At 70.5% G+C, this 16,270-nt stretch carries 15 protein-coding genes, 1 tRNA gene and 1 other RNA gene; 5 read left to right on the top strand and 12 right to left on the bottom strand.

From position 1 onward, the window contains the following. The first annotated feature begins 40 nt into the window (after positions 1–40). Entirely contained in the window at positions 41–1,318 is a 1,278-nt protein-coding gene (tgt, locus tag AC1DWC_RS07525; RefSeq protein ID WP_477906822.1) for a tRNA guanosine(34) transglycosylase Tgt, read from the top strand. A 22-nt stretch (positions 1,319–1,340) separates the two neighbouring features. Here tgt and AC1DWC_RS07520 read toward each other — a convergent pair whose 3' ends face one another. The 8 genes from AC1DWC_RS07520 to AC1DWC_RS07485 all read right to left on the bottom strand — a co-directional run bounded on the left by AC1DWC_RS07520 (position 1,341) and on the right by AC1DWC_RS07485 (position 6,370). Continuing rightward, a complete protein-coding gene (locus AC1DWC_RS07520; protein ID WP_477907144.1) occupies positions 1,341–2,060 on the bottom strand; it encodes a queuosine precursor transporter in 720 nt (239 codons plus the stop codon). 7 nt (positions 2,061–2,067) lie between these two features. Next, on the bottom strand, positions 2,068–3,033 hold the full coding sequence (locus AC1DWC_RS07515) for a DUF2189 domain-containing protein (RefSeq protein ID WP_477906821.1): 966 nt from the start codon (positions 3,031–3,033) through the stop codon (positions 2,068–2,070). 182 nt (positions 3,034–3,215) lie between these two features. Next, the gene (locus AC1DWC_RS07510) at positions 3,216–3,614 is read right to left on the bottom strand and encodes a DUF4282 domain-containing protein (RefSeq protein ID WP_477843668.1); all 399 of its coding nucleotides are present in this window, start codon (positions 3,612–3,614) and stop codon (positions 3,216–3,218) included. Positions 3,615–3,828: 214 nt separating this feature from the next. Further along, a complete protein-coding gene (gluQRS, locus tag AC1DWC_RS07505) occupies positions 3,829–4,737 on the bottom strand; it encodes a tRNA glutamyl-Q(34) synthetase GluQRS (protein ID WP_477906820.1) in 909 nt (302 codons plus the stop codon). A 169-nt stretch (positions 4,738–4,906) separates the two neighbouring features. Further along, positions 4,907–5,035 carry a hypothetical protein gene (locus AC1DWC_RS07500; RefSeq protein WP_255312522.1) on the bottom strand — a complete coding sequence of 43 codons (129 nt, stop codon included), beginning with the start codon at positions 5,033–5,035 and terminating at the stop codon, positions 4,907–4,909. A 201-nt stretch (positions 5,036–5,236) separates the two neighbouring features. Further along, positions 5,237–5,791: a TIGR03086 family metal-binding protein gene (locus AC1DWC_RS07495; RefSeq protein ID WP_477906819.1), complete on the bottom strand. Its 555-nt coding sequence runs from the start codon at positions 5,789–5,791 to the stop codon at positions 5,237–5,239. A gap of 113 nt (positions 5,792–5,904) precedes the next feature. After that, positions 5,905–6,030 (bottom strand): hypothetical protein, encoded by a 126-nt coding sequence (locus tag AC1DWC_RS07490; protein ID WP_255312523.1) that lies wholly within the window; start codon positions 6,028–6,030, stop codon positions 5,905–5,907. A 252-nt stretch (positions 6,031–6,282) separates the two neighbouring features. Further along, positions 6,283–6,370: transfer RNA gene (locus tag AC1DWC_RS07485), tRNA-Ser, on the bottom strand. Positions 6,371–6,497: 127 nt separating this feature from the next. On the opposite strand from AC1DWC_RS07485, the gene ffs reads away from it, so the two are divergent. Both ffs and AC1DWC_RS07475 read left to right on the top strand, forming a co-directional pair. After that, positions 6,498–6,592, top strand: an RNA gene (gene ffs / locus AC1DWC_RS07480) — signal recognition particle sRNA small type. A gap of 45 nt (positions 6,593–6,637) precedes the next feature. Further along, complete coding sequence (locus AC1DWC_RS07475) at positions 6,638–7,930, top strand: aspartate aminotransferase type Ic (protein ID WP_477906818.1); 1,293 nt, start codon at positions 6,638–6,640, stop codon at positions 7,928–7,930. Between the two features lie 24 nt (positions 7,931–7,954). Here the strand turns inward: AC1DWC_RS07475 and AC1DWC_RS07470 are convergent, their stop codons facing one another. Beyond that, the gene (locus AC1DWC_RS07470) at positions 7,955–8,614 is read right to left on the bottom strand and encodes a DUF5701 family protein (protein WP_477906817.1); all 660 of its coding nucleotides are present in this window, start codon (positions 8,612–8,614) and stop codon (positions 7,955–7,957) included. A gap of 91 nt (positions 8,615–8,705) precedes the next feature. Between AC1DWC_RS07470 and AC1DWC_RS07465 the strand changes: the two genes are divergently transcribed. Beyond that, on the top strand, positions 8,706–9,290 hold the full coding sequence (locus AC1DWC_RS07465; protein WP_477906816.1) for an HhH-GPD-type base excision DNA repair protein: 585 nt from the start codon (positions 8,706–8,708) through the stop codon (positions 9,288–9,290). Between the two features lie 96 nt (positions 9,291–9,386). On the opposite strand, the gene AC1DWC_RS07460 is transcribed toward AC1DWC_RS07465, so the two are convergent. Both AC1DWC_RS07460 and AC1DWC_RS07455 read right to left on the bottom strand, forming a co-directional pair. Further along, on the bottom strand, positions 9,387–11,135 hold the full coding sequence (locus AC1DWC_RS07460) for an alpha/beta hydrolase (RefSeq protein ID WP_477906815.1): 1,749 nt from the start codon (positions 11,133–11,135) through the stop codon (positions 9,387–9,389). Positions 11,136–11,227: 92 nt separating this feature from the next. Next, on the bottom strand, positions 11,228–12,553 hold the full coding sequence (locus tag AC1DWC_RS07455) for an ammonium transporter (RefSeq protein WP_477906814.1): 1,326 nt from the start codon (positions 12,551–12,553) through the stop codon (positions 11,228–11,230). A gap of 216 nt (positions 12,554–12,769) precedes the next feature. Here AC1DWC_RS07455 and AC1DWC_RS07450 point away from each other — a divergent pair, with 216 nt between their 5' ends. Further along, positions 12,770–15,145: a DNA polymerase III subunits gamma/tau gene (locus AC1DWC_RS07450; protein ID WP_477906813.1), complete on the top strand. Its 2,376-nt coding sequence runs from the start codon at positions 12,770–12,772 to the stop codon at positions 15,143–15,145. Between the two features lie 133 nt (positions 15,146–15,278). Here the strand turns inward: AC1DWC_RS07450 and AC1DWC_RS07445 are convergent, their stop codons facing one another. Further along, a complete protein-coding gene (locus tag AC1DWC_RS07445; protein ID WP_477907142.1) occupies positions 15,279–16,250 on the bottom strand; it encodes an alpha/beta hydrolase in 972 nt (323 codons plus the stop codon). Positions 16,251–16,270: the final 20 nt, after the last annotated feature.

The following is a 16,270-nucleotide window of genomic DNA, read 5'->3' as shown; positions in this document are numbered from 1 at the left end:
GAGAAGCGGCCGGCGCGCCGCCCTGTGACAGGATTGCCACGTGAATTCCGCAGTACAGCCGCAGGCCGGCGTGGGTCCCGCGAAGCGTCCCGAATCGATCTTCACCATCGGGACCCGCCTCGAGGACCGCCTCGGCCGCACCGGCACCGTCCACACCCCGCACGGCGACATCGCGACGCCGTCGTTCGTGGTGGTCGGTACCAAGGCGACGGTCAAGGCGGTGCTGCCCGAGTCCGTCAAGGAGCTGGGCACCCAGTCGGTGCTGGCCAACGCCTACCACCTCTACCTGCAGCCCGGCGCCGACATCGTCGACGCGGCGGGCGGGCTGGGCAGGTTCATGAACTGGGACGGCCCCACCTTCACCGACAGCGGCGGGTTCCAGGTGATGTCGCTGGGCGTCGGCTTCCGCAAGGTGCTGGCGATGGAGTCGGTGGGTGTGCAGTCCGACGACGTGATCGCGGACGGCAAGGAGCGGCTCGCGACTGTGGACGACGACGGGGTCACCTTCAAGTCGCACCTCGACGGCAGCAGGCACCGGTTCACCCCCGAGGTGTCGATGCAGATCCAGCACCAGCTCGGCGCGGACATCATGTTCGCGTTCGACGAGCTCACCACCCTGCTCAACACCCGCGGCTACCAGGAACGCTCGGTCCAGCGCACCCAGGAGTGGGCGATCCGCTGCATCGCCGAGCACGAGAAGCTCACCGCCGAGCGCGCGGACAAGCCGTACCAGGCGCTGTTCGGCGTGGTGCAGGGCGCGCAGTACGAGGACCTGCGCCGGCAGGCCTGCCGCGGCCTCGAGTCCATCGAGGGGGAGAACGGCTACGGCTTCGACGGCTACGGCATCGGCGGCGCACTCGAGAAGCAGAACCTGGGCACCATCGTGCGGTGGTGCAACGAGGAGCTGCCCGAGCACAAGCCGCGGCACATGCTCGGGATCAGCGAGCCGGACGACTTCTTCGTCGCCATCGAGAACGGCGCCGACACCTTCGACTGCGTCAACCCGTCACGGGTGGCCCGCAACGCCGCCATCTACGTGCGCTCGGGCCGTTTCAACATCAACACCAGCCGTTTCCGCCGCGACTTCACACCCATCGACGACGAGTGCGACTGCTACACCTGCGCCAACTACACCCGCGCGTACATCCACCACCTGTTCAAGGCGAAGGAAATGCTCGCCTCGACGCTGTGCACCATTCACAACGAGCGGTTCACCGTGAAGCTGGTCGACGACATCCGCGCCAGCATCGAGGGCGGCTACTTCCACGAGTTCAAGGCGGAGACCCTCGGCCGGTTCTACGGCCCCGACAAGCCGTAGCGGGCTTGTCCTTGCCCGCCGGTCAGACGGCGAGCACGTACGTCGGCTCGCGCTTCTTGATGTACGCGATGACGCGGTAGGTGATCGGCATGACCAGCACCTCGACCAGGATCTTCCACACGACGCCGACGAGGAGGTAGTTGACGAAATCGCCGCCGGTGGTGATGCCGATCGCGCCCGCGGCGATCGAGCAGAAGATCAGGGTGTCGGCGAACTCGCCGACGACGGTCGACCCGATCAGCCGTGCCCACAGGTGCTTCTCCTTGGTGCGTTCCTTGATGGCGACCATCACCAACGAGTTCAGCAACTGTCCGACGAGGTAGCCCGAGAGCCCGGCCAGCAGCAGTCGGGGGTAGACGCCGACCACGGATTCCAGTGCCGCCTGGTGCTCGTAGAAGTCCGCCGACGGCAGCGCGAGCAGCAGCCAGAAGCAGCCCGCCGCCAGGATCAGTGCGCCGAACCCCAGGTAGATCGCCCGGCGGGTGGCCTTGAAGCCGTACACCTCACTGAGCACGTCGCCGAGCACGTAGGCGAGCGGGAACAGGAAGAAGCCGCCGTCGGTGATGATCGGCAGGATCTGCAGCGGCCCGATGCTGAGCTCGGATCCGGCGAAGAATGCCACCCCCTTGGTGGCGCAGATGTTCGAGATCAGCAGCACGGCGGTGAAGAGCGCCACGATGGTGGGCGCGAACCCAGACCCGGTGGGGTCGGTTCGCGCCCGGCGTCGTGAGCAGGCGTGCAGCGGTGGGTCAGGGGGCGACGCGGCCCCCGACGACGACCCGGTACGCGTAGGTCGAGGCGATGATGGTCACGGGGTAGCTCACCAGGAGGCCGACCAGGCACAGTAGGAAGCCGACGATGTTGAGCGCGATCAGCGCCAGGGTCAGCAGCGCAAGTGGGCCGACGTTCTGTGAGATCGCACCGAAGCTGGACTTGATTGCGGGGATCGCATCTTGCTGTTGGTCGATGACGAACTGCAGAGTCCACCAGGTCAGGAAGACAATGATGATGCCTGGGATGATCAGTAGGACGAAACCGATGCCGGACATCAGGCCGACCAAGAGGCTGGCGAGGATGACCGCGCCCACGTTGGTGAACTGGAAGAACGAGCCGATGGTCGGGGTGTTGCCGTCGAGTTCGTGCAGGGCTCCGCGGACCAGCGCGGCATTGACGAGATAGCCGACGACGACGCTGACGATCGTGCCGATCACGCTCCACACCGTGTAGAAGCTGGCCACGTTCATGGAGTCGGAGTCGCGCCCGAAGTTCAGGCTGAGCGCGACCTCGATGAGAACGATGACCAGCAGGATGCCGATCCACACGCCCGCATTGGCCTTGTACTTGTTCCAGGCGTAGCCGAGTGCGTCGCCGACGGTGAGCTGGGGGACGCCGCCGGGTCCGCCGAAGCCGGGCGGTGGTGGCGAAGGCGGGCCGTAACCGGGTGGAGGCGGTGGCATGTAGCCGCCCTGACCGGGGGGCGGTGGGTAGCCGCCGGGGGGCGGTGGGTAGCCGCCGGGGGCGCCGTAGCCCGGGGGCGGTGGGTAGCCGCCGGGCATGTTCGGGGCGCCACCCTGCTGCGGGTTGCCCGGCTGGCCGTAGTTCGGCGGCGGGTATCCGCCAGCGGGATTCTGGGGCGGGTTCTGCGGGTTCTGTGGGTAATTCGGATCGGGATTTCGCCCGGTGTTCGGATCACCGGGTGGCGGGTTCTCGCTCACTTGGGTCCCCTTGTCGACGGCGTCATGGTTGAATTTCTCACCATTTGGCAGTGCGAGCATGACCCTACGTGGTATCCGGCCATTCATTGCCGGAAACTGGTACCGATTCGGATTCGTTCGTCGGCGGCAGGGAGGGGCACCCCGACCGCGCGTCCGTGTCGGTCGCGGTCGGGGTGACGCGTCTACCTGCGCTTGAGTTCCTTCACGTCCTCGGAGATCTTGATGACTGCGACGTAGAACTCGAGACTGATCCGGATCAGCGCGAGGAAGACGATGAAGCCCAGCGAACCGAAGAGGAGGGCGAGTAGCCCTGCAACGGGCTCTTGGGAGAAGGCCGAGACGACCATGACGAGAAGGCCGAGCCCCATCATCGCTGTCACCAGGATGTAGAGGACCTTGACGACCTTCGGCGTCACGTAACTGTCGAAGTTGAAGTCGAACAGGGCTGGGAAGAACCCGGCCGCCTGCTGGCTGACGCCGCCGGGTGCCGGCGGCATCGGCGGCGCCGACGGGTATCCGCCGTATCCGCCAGGCGCCGCGGGACCCGGGTAGGACGGGCCGGGCTGCGTGCCGTAATCCACCGGATTTCCGTATCCCTGGGTAGGGATTTGTCCGGCCTGCGGGAATTGCCCGCCGGAAACCCCCGGATTATTCGGATCGTTCGGTCCGCCGCTTGTCATGTAGCCCCCTACTTATGTGTTCATCCGCGAATTCGGATGCCGACACAGTACTGGGGCGGTGAGGAAATGCCCGGTAGGTCCTGGCGAGACATGCATCTCTTTTCGCGGATTCGTGTCAGGCCGTGGTGAACACCCAGGGAGTGCTGGGAAGTGCGTTCGGGTCGAAGGTCGCGAGCAACTCGGCCGTGGTCGGCCGGTCGTCGGCGCCGGCCATGCCGAGAGAGACCGCCATCATCGCGCGGACTTCCTCCGGGGTGCGCCCGCGGGCCCGTTGGTCGGCCAGGGTGACGGCGCCGTCCCGTTTGGCGAGCCGCTTGCCCTCGGCGTTGAGCGCGAGCGGCACATGCGCGTAGTGGGGTGCCGGAAGATCCAGCAGGGACGCGAGATAGGCCTGCCGCGGCGCGGACGAGAGCAGGTCGTCGCCGCGGACCACCTGGTCGATGCCCTGTGCGGCGTCGTCGACCACCACGGCCAGGTTGTACGCGGGGACCCCGTCGCCACGCCGCAGCACCACGTCGTCGATGGCATCGGTGTAGCTGCCGCGGCGCATGTCTTCGACTGTGTACTCGGGCTTTTCGGCGCGCAGCCGGATCGCGGGCATCCGGCCCTGCGCGCGCTTGTCCGCGCGTTGCGCGGCCGTCAGGTTCCGGCAGGTGCCCGGGTAGTGCCCGTCCGGACCGTGCGGCGCCGAGACGGCCTGCTGGATTTCCCTTCTCGTGCAGAAGCACTCGTAGGTCAGGCCGGCGTCGACGAGGGTGGCGACGGCCGCGTCGTATCGGGGGAGCCGGTCCGACTGCCGCACGACCGGGCCGTCCCAGTCCAGCCCGAGCGCGGCGAGGTCGTCGAGCTGGCGCTGCTCGGCGCCGGGCCGGACCCGGTCCAGGTCCTCGGCGCGGATCAGGAAACGTCGTCCGGTGGAACGGGCGAACAGCCAGGCCAGCAGTGCGGTGCGGAGGTTGCCCAGGTGCAGGTCACCCGAGGGGCTGGGGGCGAACCGTCCCGCCCCGGATGCGTGCTGGTGCATGAGTGAACCCTAGCGAGCCGTCAGGGGCCGCCAGCGCACCCGCCGAGGGTGCACCTCCCGTCGCCCGCTCCCGGGCGACGCGCCGGAAACTGCGCACTCGGCGGGTGGGTGGGGACGGCAACGGCCCCCGACCGCGAGGGTCGGGGGCCGTGAACGCGAGCGGTGGAGACTAGCTGCTGAAGCCGCCGACCAGCTGGCCGAAGATCTTGGCAACGCCGCCGAGCAGCGCGCTCGCGATGTCGGCTCCGCTGCTGCCGCTGCCGGCGGCGGGCTCGGCGATGTTGGTGATGTCGGCCATGTGGATCCTCCAGGGAAAGTCGCGTTGTCGTTGGTGCACCACGGACGGTAGCCGAAGGGCATATCCCCCCGCATCTGCTGGAAAGAGGCGCTCGTCACAGGGTGGAGGCCGATCGTGTCCAGGCGGCGGCGACCAGGTGAACGCGATCCCGACGAACGGGAAATTCCTGTGTGCGAACGGCTTTCGAATCGGGCAATCGGGTCAGGCCCGGCGCCCCAGGGCGCCGAGGAGGCGAGTCTGCTGGTCGGCGGCGGCCGGTGTCTCGACGGCCGGGCCGCACACGCCGGGGGAACGGAGCATTTCGCCGGCCTGCTCGACGAAGCCGGCCACCAGGGCGAGGTCCTCGGCGGGGACGGTCTCGTCCAGTCCGGTGGCATGCGCCAGGTCCCAGCGGTGCACCACCAGGTCGAAGCAGAAGAAGGTGCCGAACGTCGCCGCGACGGAGGTGCGGCCCATCTGGCTATCGTACTCGAGGCCGGCGCGGGCCGGGTCGTCGAGGATCTCCAGGACGGCGTCGCGGGTCTGCGTCCAGGCCCCCACCGGGTCGACGTCGACGTCGGGCACCGGCGGCAGCGTCAGTCCGACGTTGCCGAGTGGGTAGGACTGGGTCTCGACGACGTGACGCAGCACGTCGCGGGCCGTCCATCCCTCGCAGGGGGAGTCGGCGTCCCAGCGGTCGGCCGGTACCGACTCGACGGTGCGGGTCAGCGTCTCGGCGAGGCGGCGGTAGAGGGCGGCGGTCTCGGTTGTGGTCATCGCCACAGTCTGCGCCGGGGCACCGACAAGGTCTTGGACATTCGCGTCACGACCGCTCGACGGGAACGGCCCCGCCCGGCGGATGCGAGGCGGGGCCGTTCTCGAAAGCGATCTCAGCTGAGGCTGAGGTTGTTCAGCGTCGAGGCAATGCTGGTGAGGGTGTCGCCGATGATGCCGACGATGCCGGTGGCGGTGCCGTTGACGGTGGGGGCGATGTTGCTGGAGCCGAGGTCTGCCATGGAAATCCTCCGGGGGTCACGGGGTGCGCGCCGAGGTCCGGCGTTCGCGGCGGGACGTTATCGAAGAGTCCTACGCAACGCAGCGCGTGTCTTCGTGGCTGCGGGTTCCGGGGGAAGGATCCGTCGAGGTCCGGGCCGTGATCGCCGCCCGTCGTGGCGGTCGTCACACCCCTGTGGGGCGCGGATCTGCCCGGGGTGGGCGGCCCCCGGATACGACAATGGCCCCCGATCCGGAGATCGGGGGCCATCGTGTGGCGGAGGATAGGGGATTTGAACCCCTGAGGGCGTTAACCCAACCCGCGTTCCAGGCGAGCGCCATAGGCCACTAGGCGAATCCTCCGTGGGCGAGCATACCGGGTCACCTGCCAAACCACGAAAACGGCCCCCCGAACTGGCCCCCGACCCCGGTTGCGCGGCGCGATTGCGGCCCCGCTGTCCACGCCCGCCGAGTCGTCGGTATGCTCGTCTGTGGATCCCGCGCGGCGCGCATCCTGTGAACTCCCCCAGGGCCGGAAGGCAGCAAGGGTCAATGGGCTCTGCCGGGTGCGCGGGGTCCCCTTTAATTTCCACCCCAGCTCCGCCGCCACGGTGTGAAAGGTCTTTCGGGATGCCTACCCAAACCCAGATTGGGTTGATGAGCCATGAGGAACTCCGCTCCGAGCATGAACGGCAGTCTGCGAAGTACGCGCAGCTGAAGGCCGAGAAGCTCGCGCTGGACCTCACCCGAGGAAAGCCCGCACCCGAGCAGCTGGACCTCTCCGCGGGGCTGCTCTCCCTGCCCGGCGACGGCGACTACCGCGACGGCGCCGGCACCGACTGCCGCAACTACGGCGGACTGACCGGTCTGCCGGAGCTGCGTGCCATCTTCGGCGAGCTGCTCGGCATCCCCGTCGCGAATCTGCTGGCCGGTAACAACGCGAGCCTCGAGATCATGCACGACGCGATCGTGTTCTCGCTGCTGCACGGAAACCCGGACTCGCCGCGGCCGTGGTCGCAGGAGCCGGTGGTCAAGTTCCTGTGCCCCGCACCGGGTTACGACCGTCACTTCGCCATCACCGAGTCCTTCGGCATCGAGATGATCGCCATCCCGATGCGCGACGACGGCCCGGACATGGCGAAGGTCGCGGAGCTGGTCGCCGCCGATCCGCAGATCAAGGGCATGTGGGTCGTCCCGACGTACTCCAACCCGACCGGTGCCGTGTACTCGGAGGACGTCGCCCGCGCGCTCGCGTCGATGCCCGCCGCCGCCCCCGACTTCCGCATCTTCTGGGACAACGCGTACGCCGTGCACCCGCTGGTCGCCGAGTGCGCCCCGGCCCTCGACATCCTCGGCATGGCCGCCGAGGCCGGCAACCCGAACCGTCCTCTGGTGTTCGCGTCCACGTCGAAGATCACCTTTGCCGGAGCCGGCGTCAGCTTCTTCGGCAGCTCCGACGCGAACCTGGCCTGGTACCAGCAGCACCTGGGCAAGAAGAGCATCGGCCCGGACAAGATCAACCAGCTCCGCCACCTGCGCTTCTTCCGGGACGCCGACGGTGTCCGTGCGCACATGGACAAGCACCGCGAGATCCTGGCGCCCAAGTTCGCACTGGTGCTGCAGATCCTCGAGGACCGTCTCGGTGCGTCCAAGGTCGCGTCGTGGACCGAGCCCAAGGGCGGCTACTTCATCAGCCTCGACGTGGTCGACGGCACCGCGAAGCGGGTCATCGGGCTCGCGAAGGACGCCGGCATCGCCCTGACGGCCGCCGGATCCGCGTTCCCGTACAAGCAGGACCCCGAGGACCGGAACATCCGCCTCGCCCCCAGCTTCCCGTCGACGGACGAGCTGGCGAAGGCCATGGACGGCGTCGCGACGTGCGTCCTGCTCGCCGCCGCCGAAAAGGCGCTCACCCAGGCGTGAGCGCCGGGCGGGTCCGCGGACCCGTCAGGCGGGCGCGAGCGGCAGCCGCGCCGACGCCGATGCCGACCCGAGCCAGGTGTGCGGGTTGCCGTTCCAGCACCAGCCGAGCTTCGGTCGACGCTCGCTGATCCACAGTGCGGGCACCCGTTTGTCGCCGCACCGCGACGCCAGCAGCGAGAAGCACTTGTTCTTGCGCAGCATGTCCGGGCGCGCGGTGAGCAGGGCGATGCCCTCCTCGACGGTGAGCGGGGTGCGGCCCATCGCGGTCAGTGACTCGAGCGCGGCTGCCGGCGTGACATTGAGGAATTCCGACCCGGTGTCGACGTTCACCAGCACGTACGCGACGCCGTCCGGGATCGTCACGGTCTCGACCGGGCGGAACCGGGAGAGCTCGGCCGGCTCGAGGACCGAGAACCCCGGCCTGCCGCCGAGCGCGGTCCGGGCCATCGCCCCGTGGGCGTCGAGCGATCCGCCCTGCGCGGTGCGCGCGACCACCAGGACGAACGGGACGTGGTCCTCGCCGTGGTCCGCCGAGCACTCCGGATCTGCCAGGACGACGCCGCGCAGCGGTTCGAGGGCGGCCGCGAACTTCGGGGCGCCGAGCCCGGTCAGCGCCGGGTAGCCCAGTTCGGTGAGCACCCCCACCTGGCGGTCGAATTCGGTCTCCACAGCTGTCGGCGTCATCGGCACTCCATTTCCGTACGGTGTACCGAACCAACGTGCGGGGTCCGCGCATTGTTCCCCGGGCGGCGCGGCAGGTGGCAGGATCGTCGGCATGGCACTCACGCTGCACCTCGCCGGCGACGCGGACGCGGACGCGCTGCTCGCCGCCGACCCCCTGGCCCTGCTGATCGGAATGCTGCTCGACCAGCAGATTCCGATGGAGGTCGCCTTCGCCGGGCCGAAGAAGCTCGACGACCGACTCGACGGTCTCGACGTCCACAAGATCGCGGAGATGGACCCCGAGAAGTTCCTCGCCCTGTGCGCCACCCCACCCGCGGTGCACCGGTTCCCCGGGTCGATGGGCAAGCGGGTCCAGGACCTGTGCACCTACCTGGTCGAGCACTACGACGGCCGTACCGAGGCGATCTGGACTGACGGCGCCCCGGACGGCAAGGAGGTGCTCCGGCGGCTCAAGGCGCTGCCCGGCTACGGCGACCAGAAGGCGCGGATCTTCCTGGCGCTGCTCGGCAAGCAGATCGGCGTCGAACTCGACGGCTGGCGCGAGGCCGCGGGCGCGTACGGCGACGACGGCGCGCGCCGGTCGATCGCGGACGTGGTCGACGACCAGACGCTCGCCGAGGTGCGCGAGTTCAAGAAGGCCGCGAAGGCGGCGGCGAAGGCAGCCAAGGCCACCTAGCCGCACATACCCTTTGTCCCCTTTGTCTCCGTCGCACACATACGCGCAACGGGCGTGTGACGGCGCGAGAAGGTGTGTGCCGGCCGGCCGGGACGGCTACTCCTCCGTCTGGTCGCCGCCGACGACGGCGCGCACCTGCTCGGTCTGGGCGGCGGTCCAGTCTGCGGGGTCGAGGATGCCGGCCCACATGTTCACCGCGTCCCGGCCGAAGGTGTGGCCGTGGCCCTCCGGCACGTCGGCGGAGAACACCATGTCCATGGTGACCTGCCAGAACGTGACGAACGGGATCCAGCGCATGCCGGGGTCGACGTCCGGGCCCAGTGGTTCGCGGAGCCAGTCCGGCTTGTGCAGCAGCAGGTCGAAGGACCACCAGGTGATCGGGTCGCTGGCGTGCTGCCAGTAGACGATCCGCGGGGTGCCCCACGGTGCGGGGAGGTCGAGGTCCGCGGCGGACGCGGCGAACCGGACGTTCGCGCCGCCGTCGACCACCGGAAGACGTTCCGGTGAGCCGGGATCGCGGTCCGCGGTGATCTGCGCCCACTGCGGCGCGAAGTTCGGGGTACCGACCCACAGCGCGCCGTCCGTGCGGGACAGCATGTCCTGGGCCCCGCTGAAGGCGCCCTGCCCGCCGAACGAGCCCAGGCTCTCGCCGAACACCACCAGCTTGGGCCGGGACCCCGCGGGACGGGCGTCCACCGCTGCCGAGACGGCCTCGAACAGCGCCCGGCCCGCCGCCGGCGGGGTCTGCCGGTCCGCGACGAACGACAGCGCACTGGGCAGGAACGAGTACTGCATCGACGCGATCGCCGAGTCGCCACCGGCGACGTACTCGAGCGACGACGCGACCCGCGCGTTGACCCAGCCACGGCCGGTGGTGGTGGCGACGGCGAGGACGCTGCGGTCGAAGGCGCCGGTGCGCTCGAGTTCGGCGACCACCCGATCCGCCACGCCCTCAACGGAATCGGCGGACTCACGGCCCGCGTAGACCCGGATCGGCATGGGCGCCGGACGGCCGGTGACGGCGGAGATCTGCTCGGGGGTCGGGCCGCCGGCGACGAACGTGCGGCCCTCCCGGCCGAGGCTGCCCCACGGTTCGGCGGAGGCGGGGGAGCCGGACCGCTCGGCCGCGGTCGGCTCGGTCACGTCGGGCGCGGTGCTCTGGTCCGCGGTCGCCGCGGACCGGTTCGCCAGGCCGATGACGCCTTGGTAGACAACGCCATTGACCACCAGCACGCCCACGACCAGCACCACCACCAGGCTCGCCAGCCGCGCGACGGGGGCGGGCACGTAGCGCAGCCCGAGCGCGGTCAGCCGGTTGGTGCCGCCGCGGATCGCCCGCGCGATCGCCAGGATCGCGACCGCGACGGTCAGCGAGAGTGCCAGCACCAGAAGGTAGTACGAGCGGCTCGCGGGCTCCGCCTGGGCGAGCTCGCGGACGATCTGCTGCCACCAGGAGCCGAGGACGAGGAAGGTCGGCACCGCGACCACGGCCAGGCCCAGCAGGGTCCACCAGCCGATCCGCCGGGTCCGTTCCGAGTGCCGCACGGTGAAGCCGCACTTGCGGACCAGCCACGCTGCGAGGCAACCGATTCCGTACCCGGTCGCGACGCTGATGCCGGTCGCCACGGCCTGCAGGTACCAGGTGCGCGGCAGCAGCGACGGCGTCATCGACCAGCAGAAGAACAGCAGGGCCAGCGTCAGGCCGACGGGGTGCAGCGTGCGGCCGTAGCGGCGCAGTCGGCCACCGGCGCCGACCGGCGACGCGCTCTCCGCGGCGCCGGTCGTTGCGTCGGGTGTGTTGTCGGACGGCGACGTCGTCGCCTGTGGATCTGTGGTCGCGGACATCGGTGCTTCCTGGTGGGACGACGAATCATCCGGTGCCCGGACCCCGGGATAGTAGCGGACCTGTTGCGGGGCGGCGGCGATCCGTCGTCCGGTCAGTGCACCGGGTCGTCGTCCTCCTCGGCGGCCCGGCGGCGGGGCTCCTCGTCGCGCGGCGGGAACAGGCCCGGGCCGGTCGGTCCGCCGTGCGCGAGCACCGCGTGCTCGTACGCGGACTCGGCATGCAGCGCCAGGTCGACGCCGGTGATCTCGTCCTCGGCGCTGACCCGGAACCCGAGGTACCGGTCGATCAGCTTGCCGAGGCCGTAGCTCATGCCGAACGCGTAGAGGCCGACCACCAGGACCGCGGCGACCTGCTTGCCGAGCTGGGCCAGCCCGCCGCCGAACAGCAGCCCGGACACGCCGCCGGTCATCACCTTCGCGGCGAGCAGGCCGATCAGCAGGGTGCCGACGATCCCGCCGACCAGGTGCACGCCGACCACGTCGAGCGAGTCGTCGTAGCCGAACTTGAACTTCCAGCCGACCGCGAACGAGCAGACGCCGCCCGCGACCACGCCGATCACCGCGGCGCCGCCGACCGTCACCCAGCCGCAGGACGGGGTGATGGCGACCAGGCCCGCGACCACGCCGGACGCGGCGCCGAAGGTGGTGGGGTGGCCGTCGCGGCGCTGCTCGACCACCAGCCACCCGAGCATGCCCGTGCAGCCGGCGACCAGCGTGTTGAGGAAGACGGCGGCCGCGGTGCCGTTCGCGGACAGCGCGGAACCGGCGTTGAAACCGAACCAGCCGAACCACAGCAGGCCCACCCCGAGCAGCACCAACGGCAGGTTGTGCGGGCGCATCGGCTCGCTGCGGAATCCGATGCGCGGGCCCAGGACCAGCGCCAACGCCAGGCCGGACGCGCCGGAGACGATCTCCACGACGAGGCCGCCGGCGTAGTCGAGGGCGCCGAGGCGGGCGATCCAGCCGTCCGGACCCCACACCCAGTGCGCGACGGGGACGTACACGGCCAGCGCCCAGACCGGCACGAACACCATCCAGGAGGAGAACTTGGCGCGGTCGGCGATCGCGCCGCTGATCAGCGCGGCGGTGAGGATCGCGAAGGTGAGCTGGAAGGTGGCGAACAGGAACTCCGGCACGGTGCCGTGCAGGGTGGTCGGGTCGATGCCCGCCATCCCGAAGTGCTCGAGCCCACCGAGCAGGCCGCCGCCGATGTCGTCGCCGAAGGCCAGGCTGTACCCCACCAGCAGCCAGACGACGGTGACCAGGGCGATGGCGACGAAGCTCATCATGATCATGTTGAGCACGCCCTTCGACCGCACCATGCCGCCGTAGAACAGGGCCAGTCCGGGCGTCATGAGCAGTACCAGCGCGGTGCTCACGAGCAACCAGGCGGTGTCGCCGGCGTCGATTGTCTGCACGTCAGTCCTCCTGTCGGTGCGGGATGTTGCCGCATCTGTAACTGACGATGCGGGGCTGCGGTTTCACCGGCGCGGCGGTCGTGTTGCGGCTGTGTTTCGGATTTTGCACAGGTCGTCCGAGGTCGGGCGGTGACACGTGGCGCCGTGGTCGCGGGACGCGAGCGGGTCGCAGTGGTCCGTGGGCGCGATGTCGGGCATCGCCGGTACCCTCACCGCGTGGCCCTCTACCGGAAGTATCGACCGGCGACCTTCGCTGAAGTGGTGGGGCAGGAGCACGTCACCGAACCCCTGAGCACCGCCCTGGACGCCGGCCGCATCAATCACGCCTACCTGTTCTCGGGTCCGCGCGGCTGTGGCAAGACGTCCTCGGCCCGGATCCTGGCGCGCTCGCTGAACTGTGTGGAGGGACCCACCTCCACACCGTGCGGGGTGTGTCACTCCTGTGTCGCGCTGGCGCCCGGCGGTCCCGGCAACCTGGACGTGATCGAGCTCGACGCGGCCAGCCACGGCGGCGTCGACGACACCCGCGAGCTGCGTGACCGGGCCTTCTACGCGCCCGCGGAGTCCCGCTACCGCATCTTCATCGTCGACGAGGCGCACATGGTCACCACGCAGGGCTTCAACGCCCTGCTCAAGATCGTGGAGGAGCCGCCGGAGCACCTCATCTTCGTCTTCGCCACCACCGAACCGGAGAAGGTGCTGCCGACCATCCGGTCGCGCACCCACCACTACCCGTTCCGGCTGCTCGCGCCGACCACCATGCGCGGGCTGCTCGAGAAGATCTGCGCGCAGGAGCACGTCGCGGTCGACCCCGCCGTGTACCCGCTGGTGATCCGGGCGGGCGGAGGCTCGCCGCGTGACTCGTTGAGCGTGCTGGACCAGCTGCTCGCCGGCGCGGGCAGCGAGGGCGTCACGTACGCGCGGGCGCTGTCGCTGCTCGGCGTCACCGACGTCGCCCTGATCGACGACGCCGTCGACGCGCTCGCCGCCGGTGGCGGCGCGGCCCTGTTCGGCACGGTCGACAACGTGATGGACGCCGGCCACGACCCGCGGCGGTTCGCGGTGGATTTGCTCGAGCGCATCCGTGACCTGATCCTGATGCGGGCGGTGCCCGACGCGGCCGAGCGGGGCCTGGTCGACGCGCCCGGCGACGTGCTCGAGCGGATGCGGGAGCAGGCCGAGCGGATCGGCCCCGCGACGCTGGCCCGGTACGCGGAACTGATGCACGCCGGACTCGGCGAGATGCGCGGCGCCACGGCGCCCCGGTTGCTGCTCGAGGTGATGTGCGCGCGGATGCTGCTGCCCTCGGCGTCCGACGCGGAATCGGCCGTGCTGCAACGCCTGGAACGGCTGGAGCGGAGTCCCGGCGTGAGCGTGCCCGCGGCCGGGCAGGCGACGGCGGCGCGGACGCACGCGGCTGCGGAGCCCGCCGCTCGGCCGAGCGCGCCGGCCGGCCCGGAACCCGAGCCGATCTACCAGCGGCCCTCGCAGCGGTCGGCAACGCAGGCTTCCGAGCCGGCGCCCGCACCCGTGGAATCTGCTCCGGTGCCTGCTGCCCCGGAACCGGTGGCACAGGTGGCCGAGCCGGTTCCGGCGCCGGTGGCCGAGCCGGTTCCGGCGCCGGTGGTCGAGCCGGCAGCGCCCGCACCGGCCCCGGTGGCCCAGGCGCCCGAGCCCGTGACCCCGGTCGTCGAGCCGCCCGCCTCGGTCGTCGAGCCGCCCGCCTCGGTCGTCGAGCCTTCCGCCCCGGTCGTCGAGACGCCCGCCCCGGAACCGGAGTTCGTGCGGCCCGAGCCGGCGGCCCAGGCCGCACCGGCCCCGGAGCAGTTCGAGCCGGAGCCGGAGCCCGCCGCCCCCGTGCGGCAGCCGGCCGTTCCGGTCGAGATTCCCGTGCAGGCAACGGAACCCGTGTCCGAGCCGGCGCCCGTGCCCGAGCCGATGCCCGAGGCGGAACCGGAGCCCGTGCCCGCACCCGCGGCGGCCGGCCAACCCGACGCCGCCGCGGTCCGCGCGGTGTGGTCCGAGGTCCGCGCCAAGGTTCGCGAGCGCAGTCGCACCGTGGAGGTCATGCTCTCCGGTGCCACCGTGCGCGCGATCGAGAACAACCGGCTGATCCTCATCCACGCCTCGGCGCCACTGGCCAAACGGCTGGTCGAGACGCGCAACGCGGACGTCATCCGGGACGCGCTGCGCGAGGTGTTCGGGGTGGACTGGACCGTCGACTGCGAGGTCGGCACCGCGGAGCCCGTCGCGCCGGTGCAGCGTGCCGCGGCCTCGCGCGAGCCGTCGAAACCGGCTGGCGGGCCGAGGTTCTCGCGTCCGAGTCAGGGAAATGCCCAGCCGTCGCGGCCGCGCCCGTCGGGGGACTCCGTCGACGACATCCCGCCGCCGGACTACCCGGACTACCCGGACGACCCGGGCCCGCCGCCGAACGAGCCGGAGCCGCCGACCTCGGAGAACGTCACGCCCGAGGACGAGGAAGAGATGATGGCGCAGGCCGCCGAGCCTGGTGCCGAGTCTGTTCGGCGCGACCCGGTGGAGATCGCCATCGAGCTCCTGGCGGACGAGTTGGGCGCCAAGCGCATCGAGTGACGCGGTCGTCCCGCGGCCCGCACCGATCTGGAGTGGTGCCGCGTCCGCCTGCCGACCGGCCGACCGTCCCCAATGTCACATCGGGTGCCCCGAGGGCACCCGATGTGACATTGGGGAGCGTGACGGGGGTCGGTCAGGCCGAACGCTTGCGCACGGCGCCGAGGCTGCGCCGCGCGAACTCGACGCTCAGCCCGACGGACTCCCGGCTCTCCCTCAGAGTCGGGCCGATCACCGGGAAGGCGTGGATCTGGCCGGCCCACAGGTGGGTCTCGACGGGCTGCCCGGCCCGCTCGAAGCGGGCGGTGAGGTACTCGACGTCCGGGCGCATCAGTTCGTACTCGGCGGCGACCAGGAACACCGGCGGGAACAGGGCCGGGTCGGCGTCGATCGGAGACTGCGCCCCGATGATCTTCTCCGGCCCGGACAGCCAGCGATCCTTGACCTTGCGCACCTGGTTCATCGGCAGGTACGCGTCCCGGCGCATGAACTCCGGGTCGTGCGCCTCGAGGTCGAGGTTGAGCAGCGGCGAGTACCCGAGCACCGCGGCCGGCGTCGGCAGGCCCTGCAGCGCCGCGATCTCGGCCACCTTCATCGCGAGGTAGCCGCCCGCGGAATCGCCGGCGACGACGATCTTGGTGGGGTCGTCACAGCTGTCGAGCAGTTCGCGGTACGCGGTCATCGCGTCGGCGATCGAGGTCCCGATGCCGCCGTGGGGGAGCTGGCGGTAGTCCACCGACACCACCGGGGCGCCGGAGTAGGCGGCGAGCTGGGCGCAGACGCCGCGGTGCGAGCCCAGCCCGCAGAACAGGAACCCGCCGCCGTGGAAGTACAGAACGGTGGCGCCCGAGAAGGCGTCGCCGGCCTGGCGCGGGTGGGTGACGCGTTCGCACCGCACCCCGCCCAGCGTCATCGGCTCGACGGTGGTGTTCGGCGGCGCCGGCATCCGGTCCAGTCGGCTCTCGAGCCGGGCGAGCACGGCCAGACCGCGGTCGCCGGTGGGCCACGCCGCCATCACCGGCTTGACGACGACGCGGGCAAACCCGAAGACGAGGTGCGCGCGCCAACTCGTCTTCCAGTGCCAGATCGTGGATCCACCCGTTCGCATGCCGTCCCCTTCGCCGCTTG

This window comes from Rhodococcus sp. P4_C10, assembly GCF_056402135.1.
Note: the sequence above shows the minus strand (reverse complement) of the source record. Positions and strands in the feature narration are given on the sequence as shown.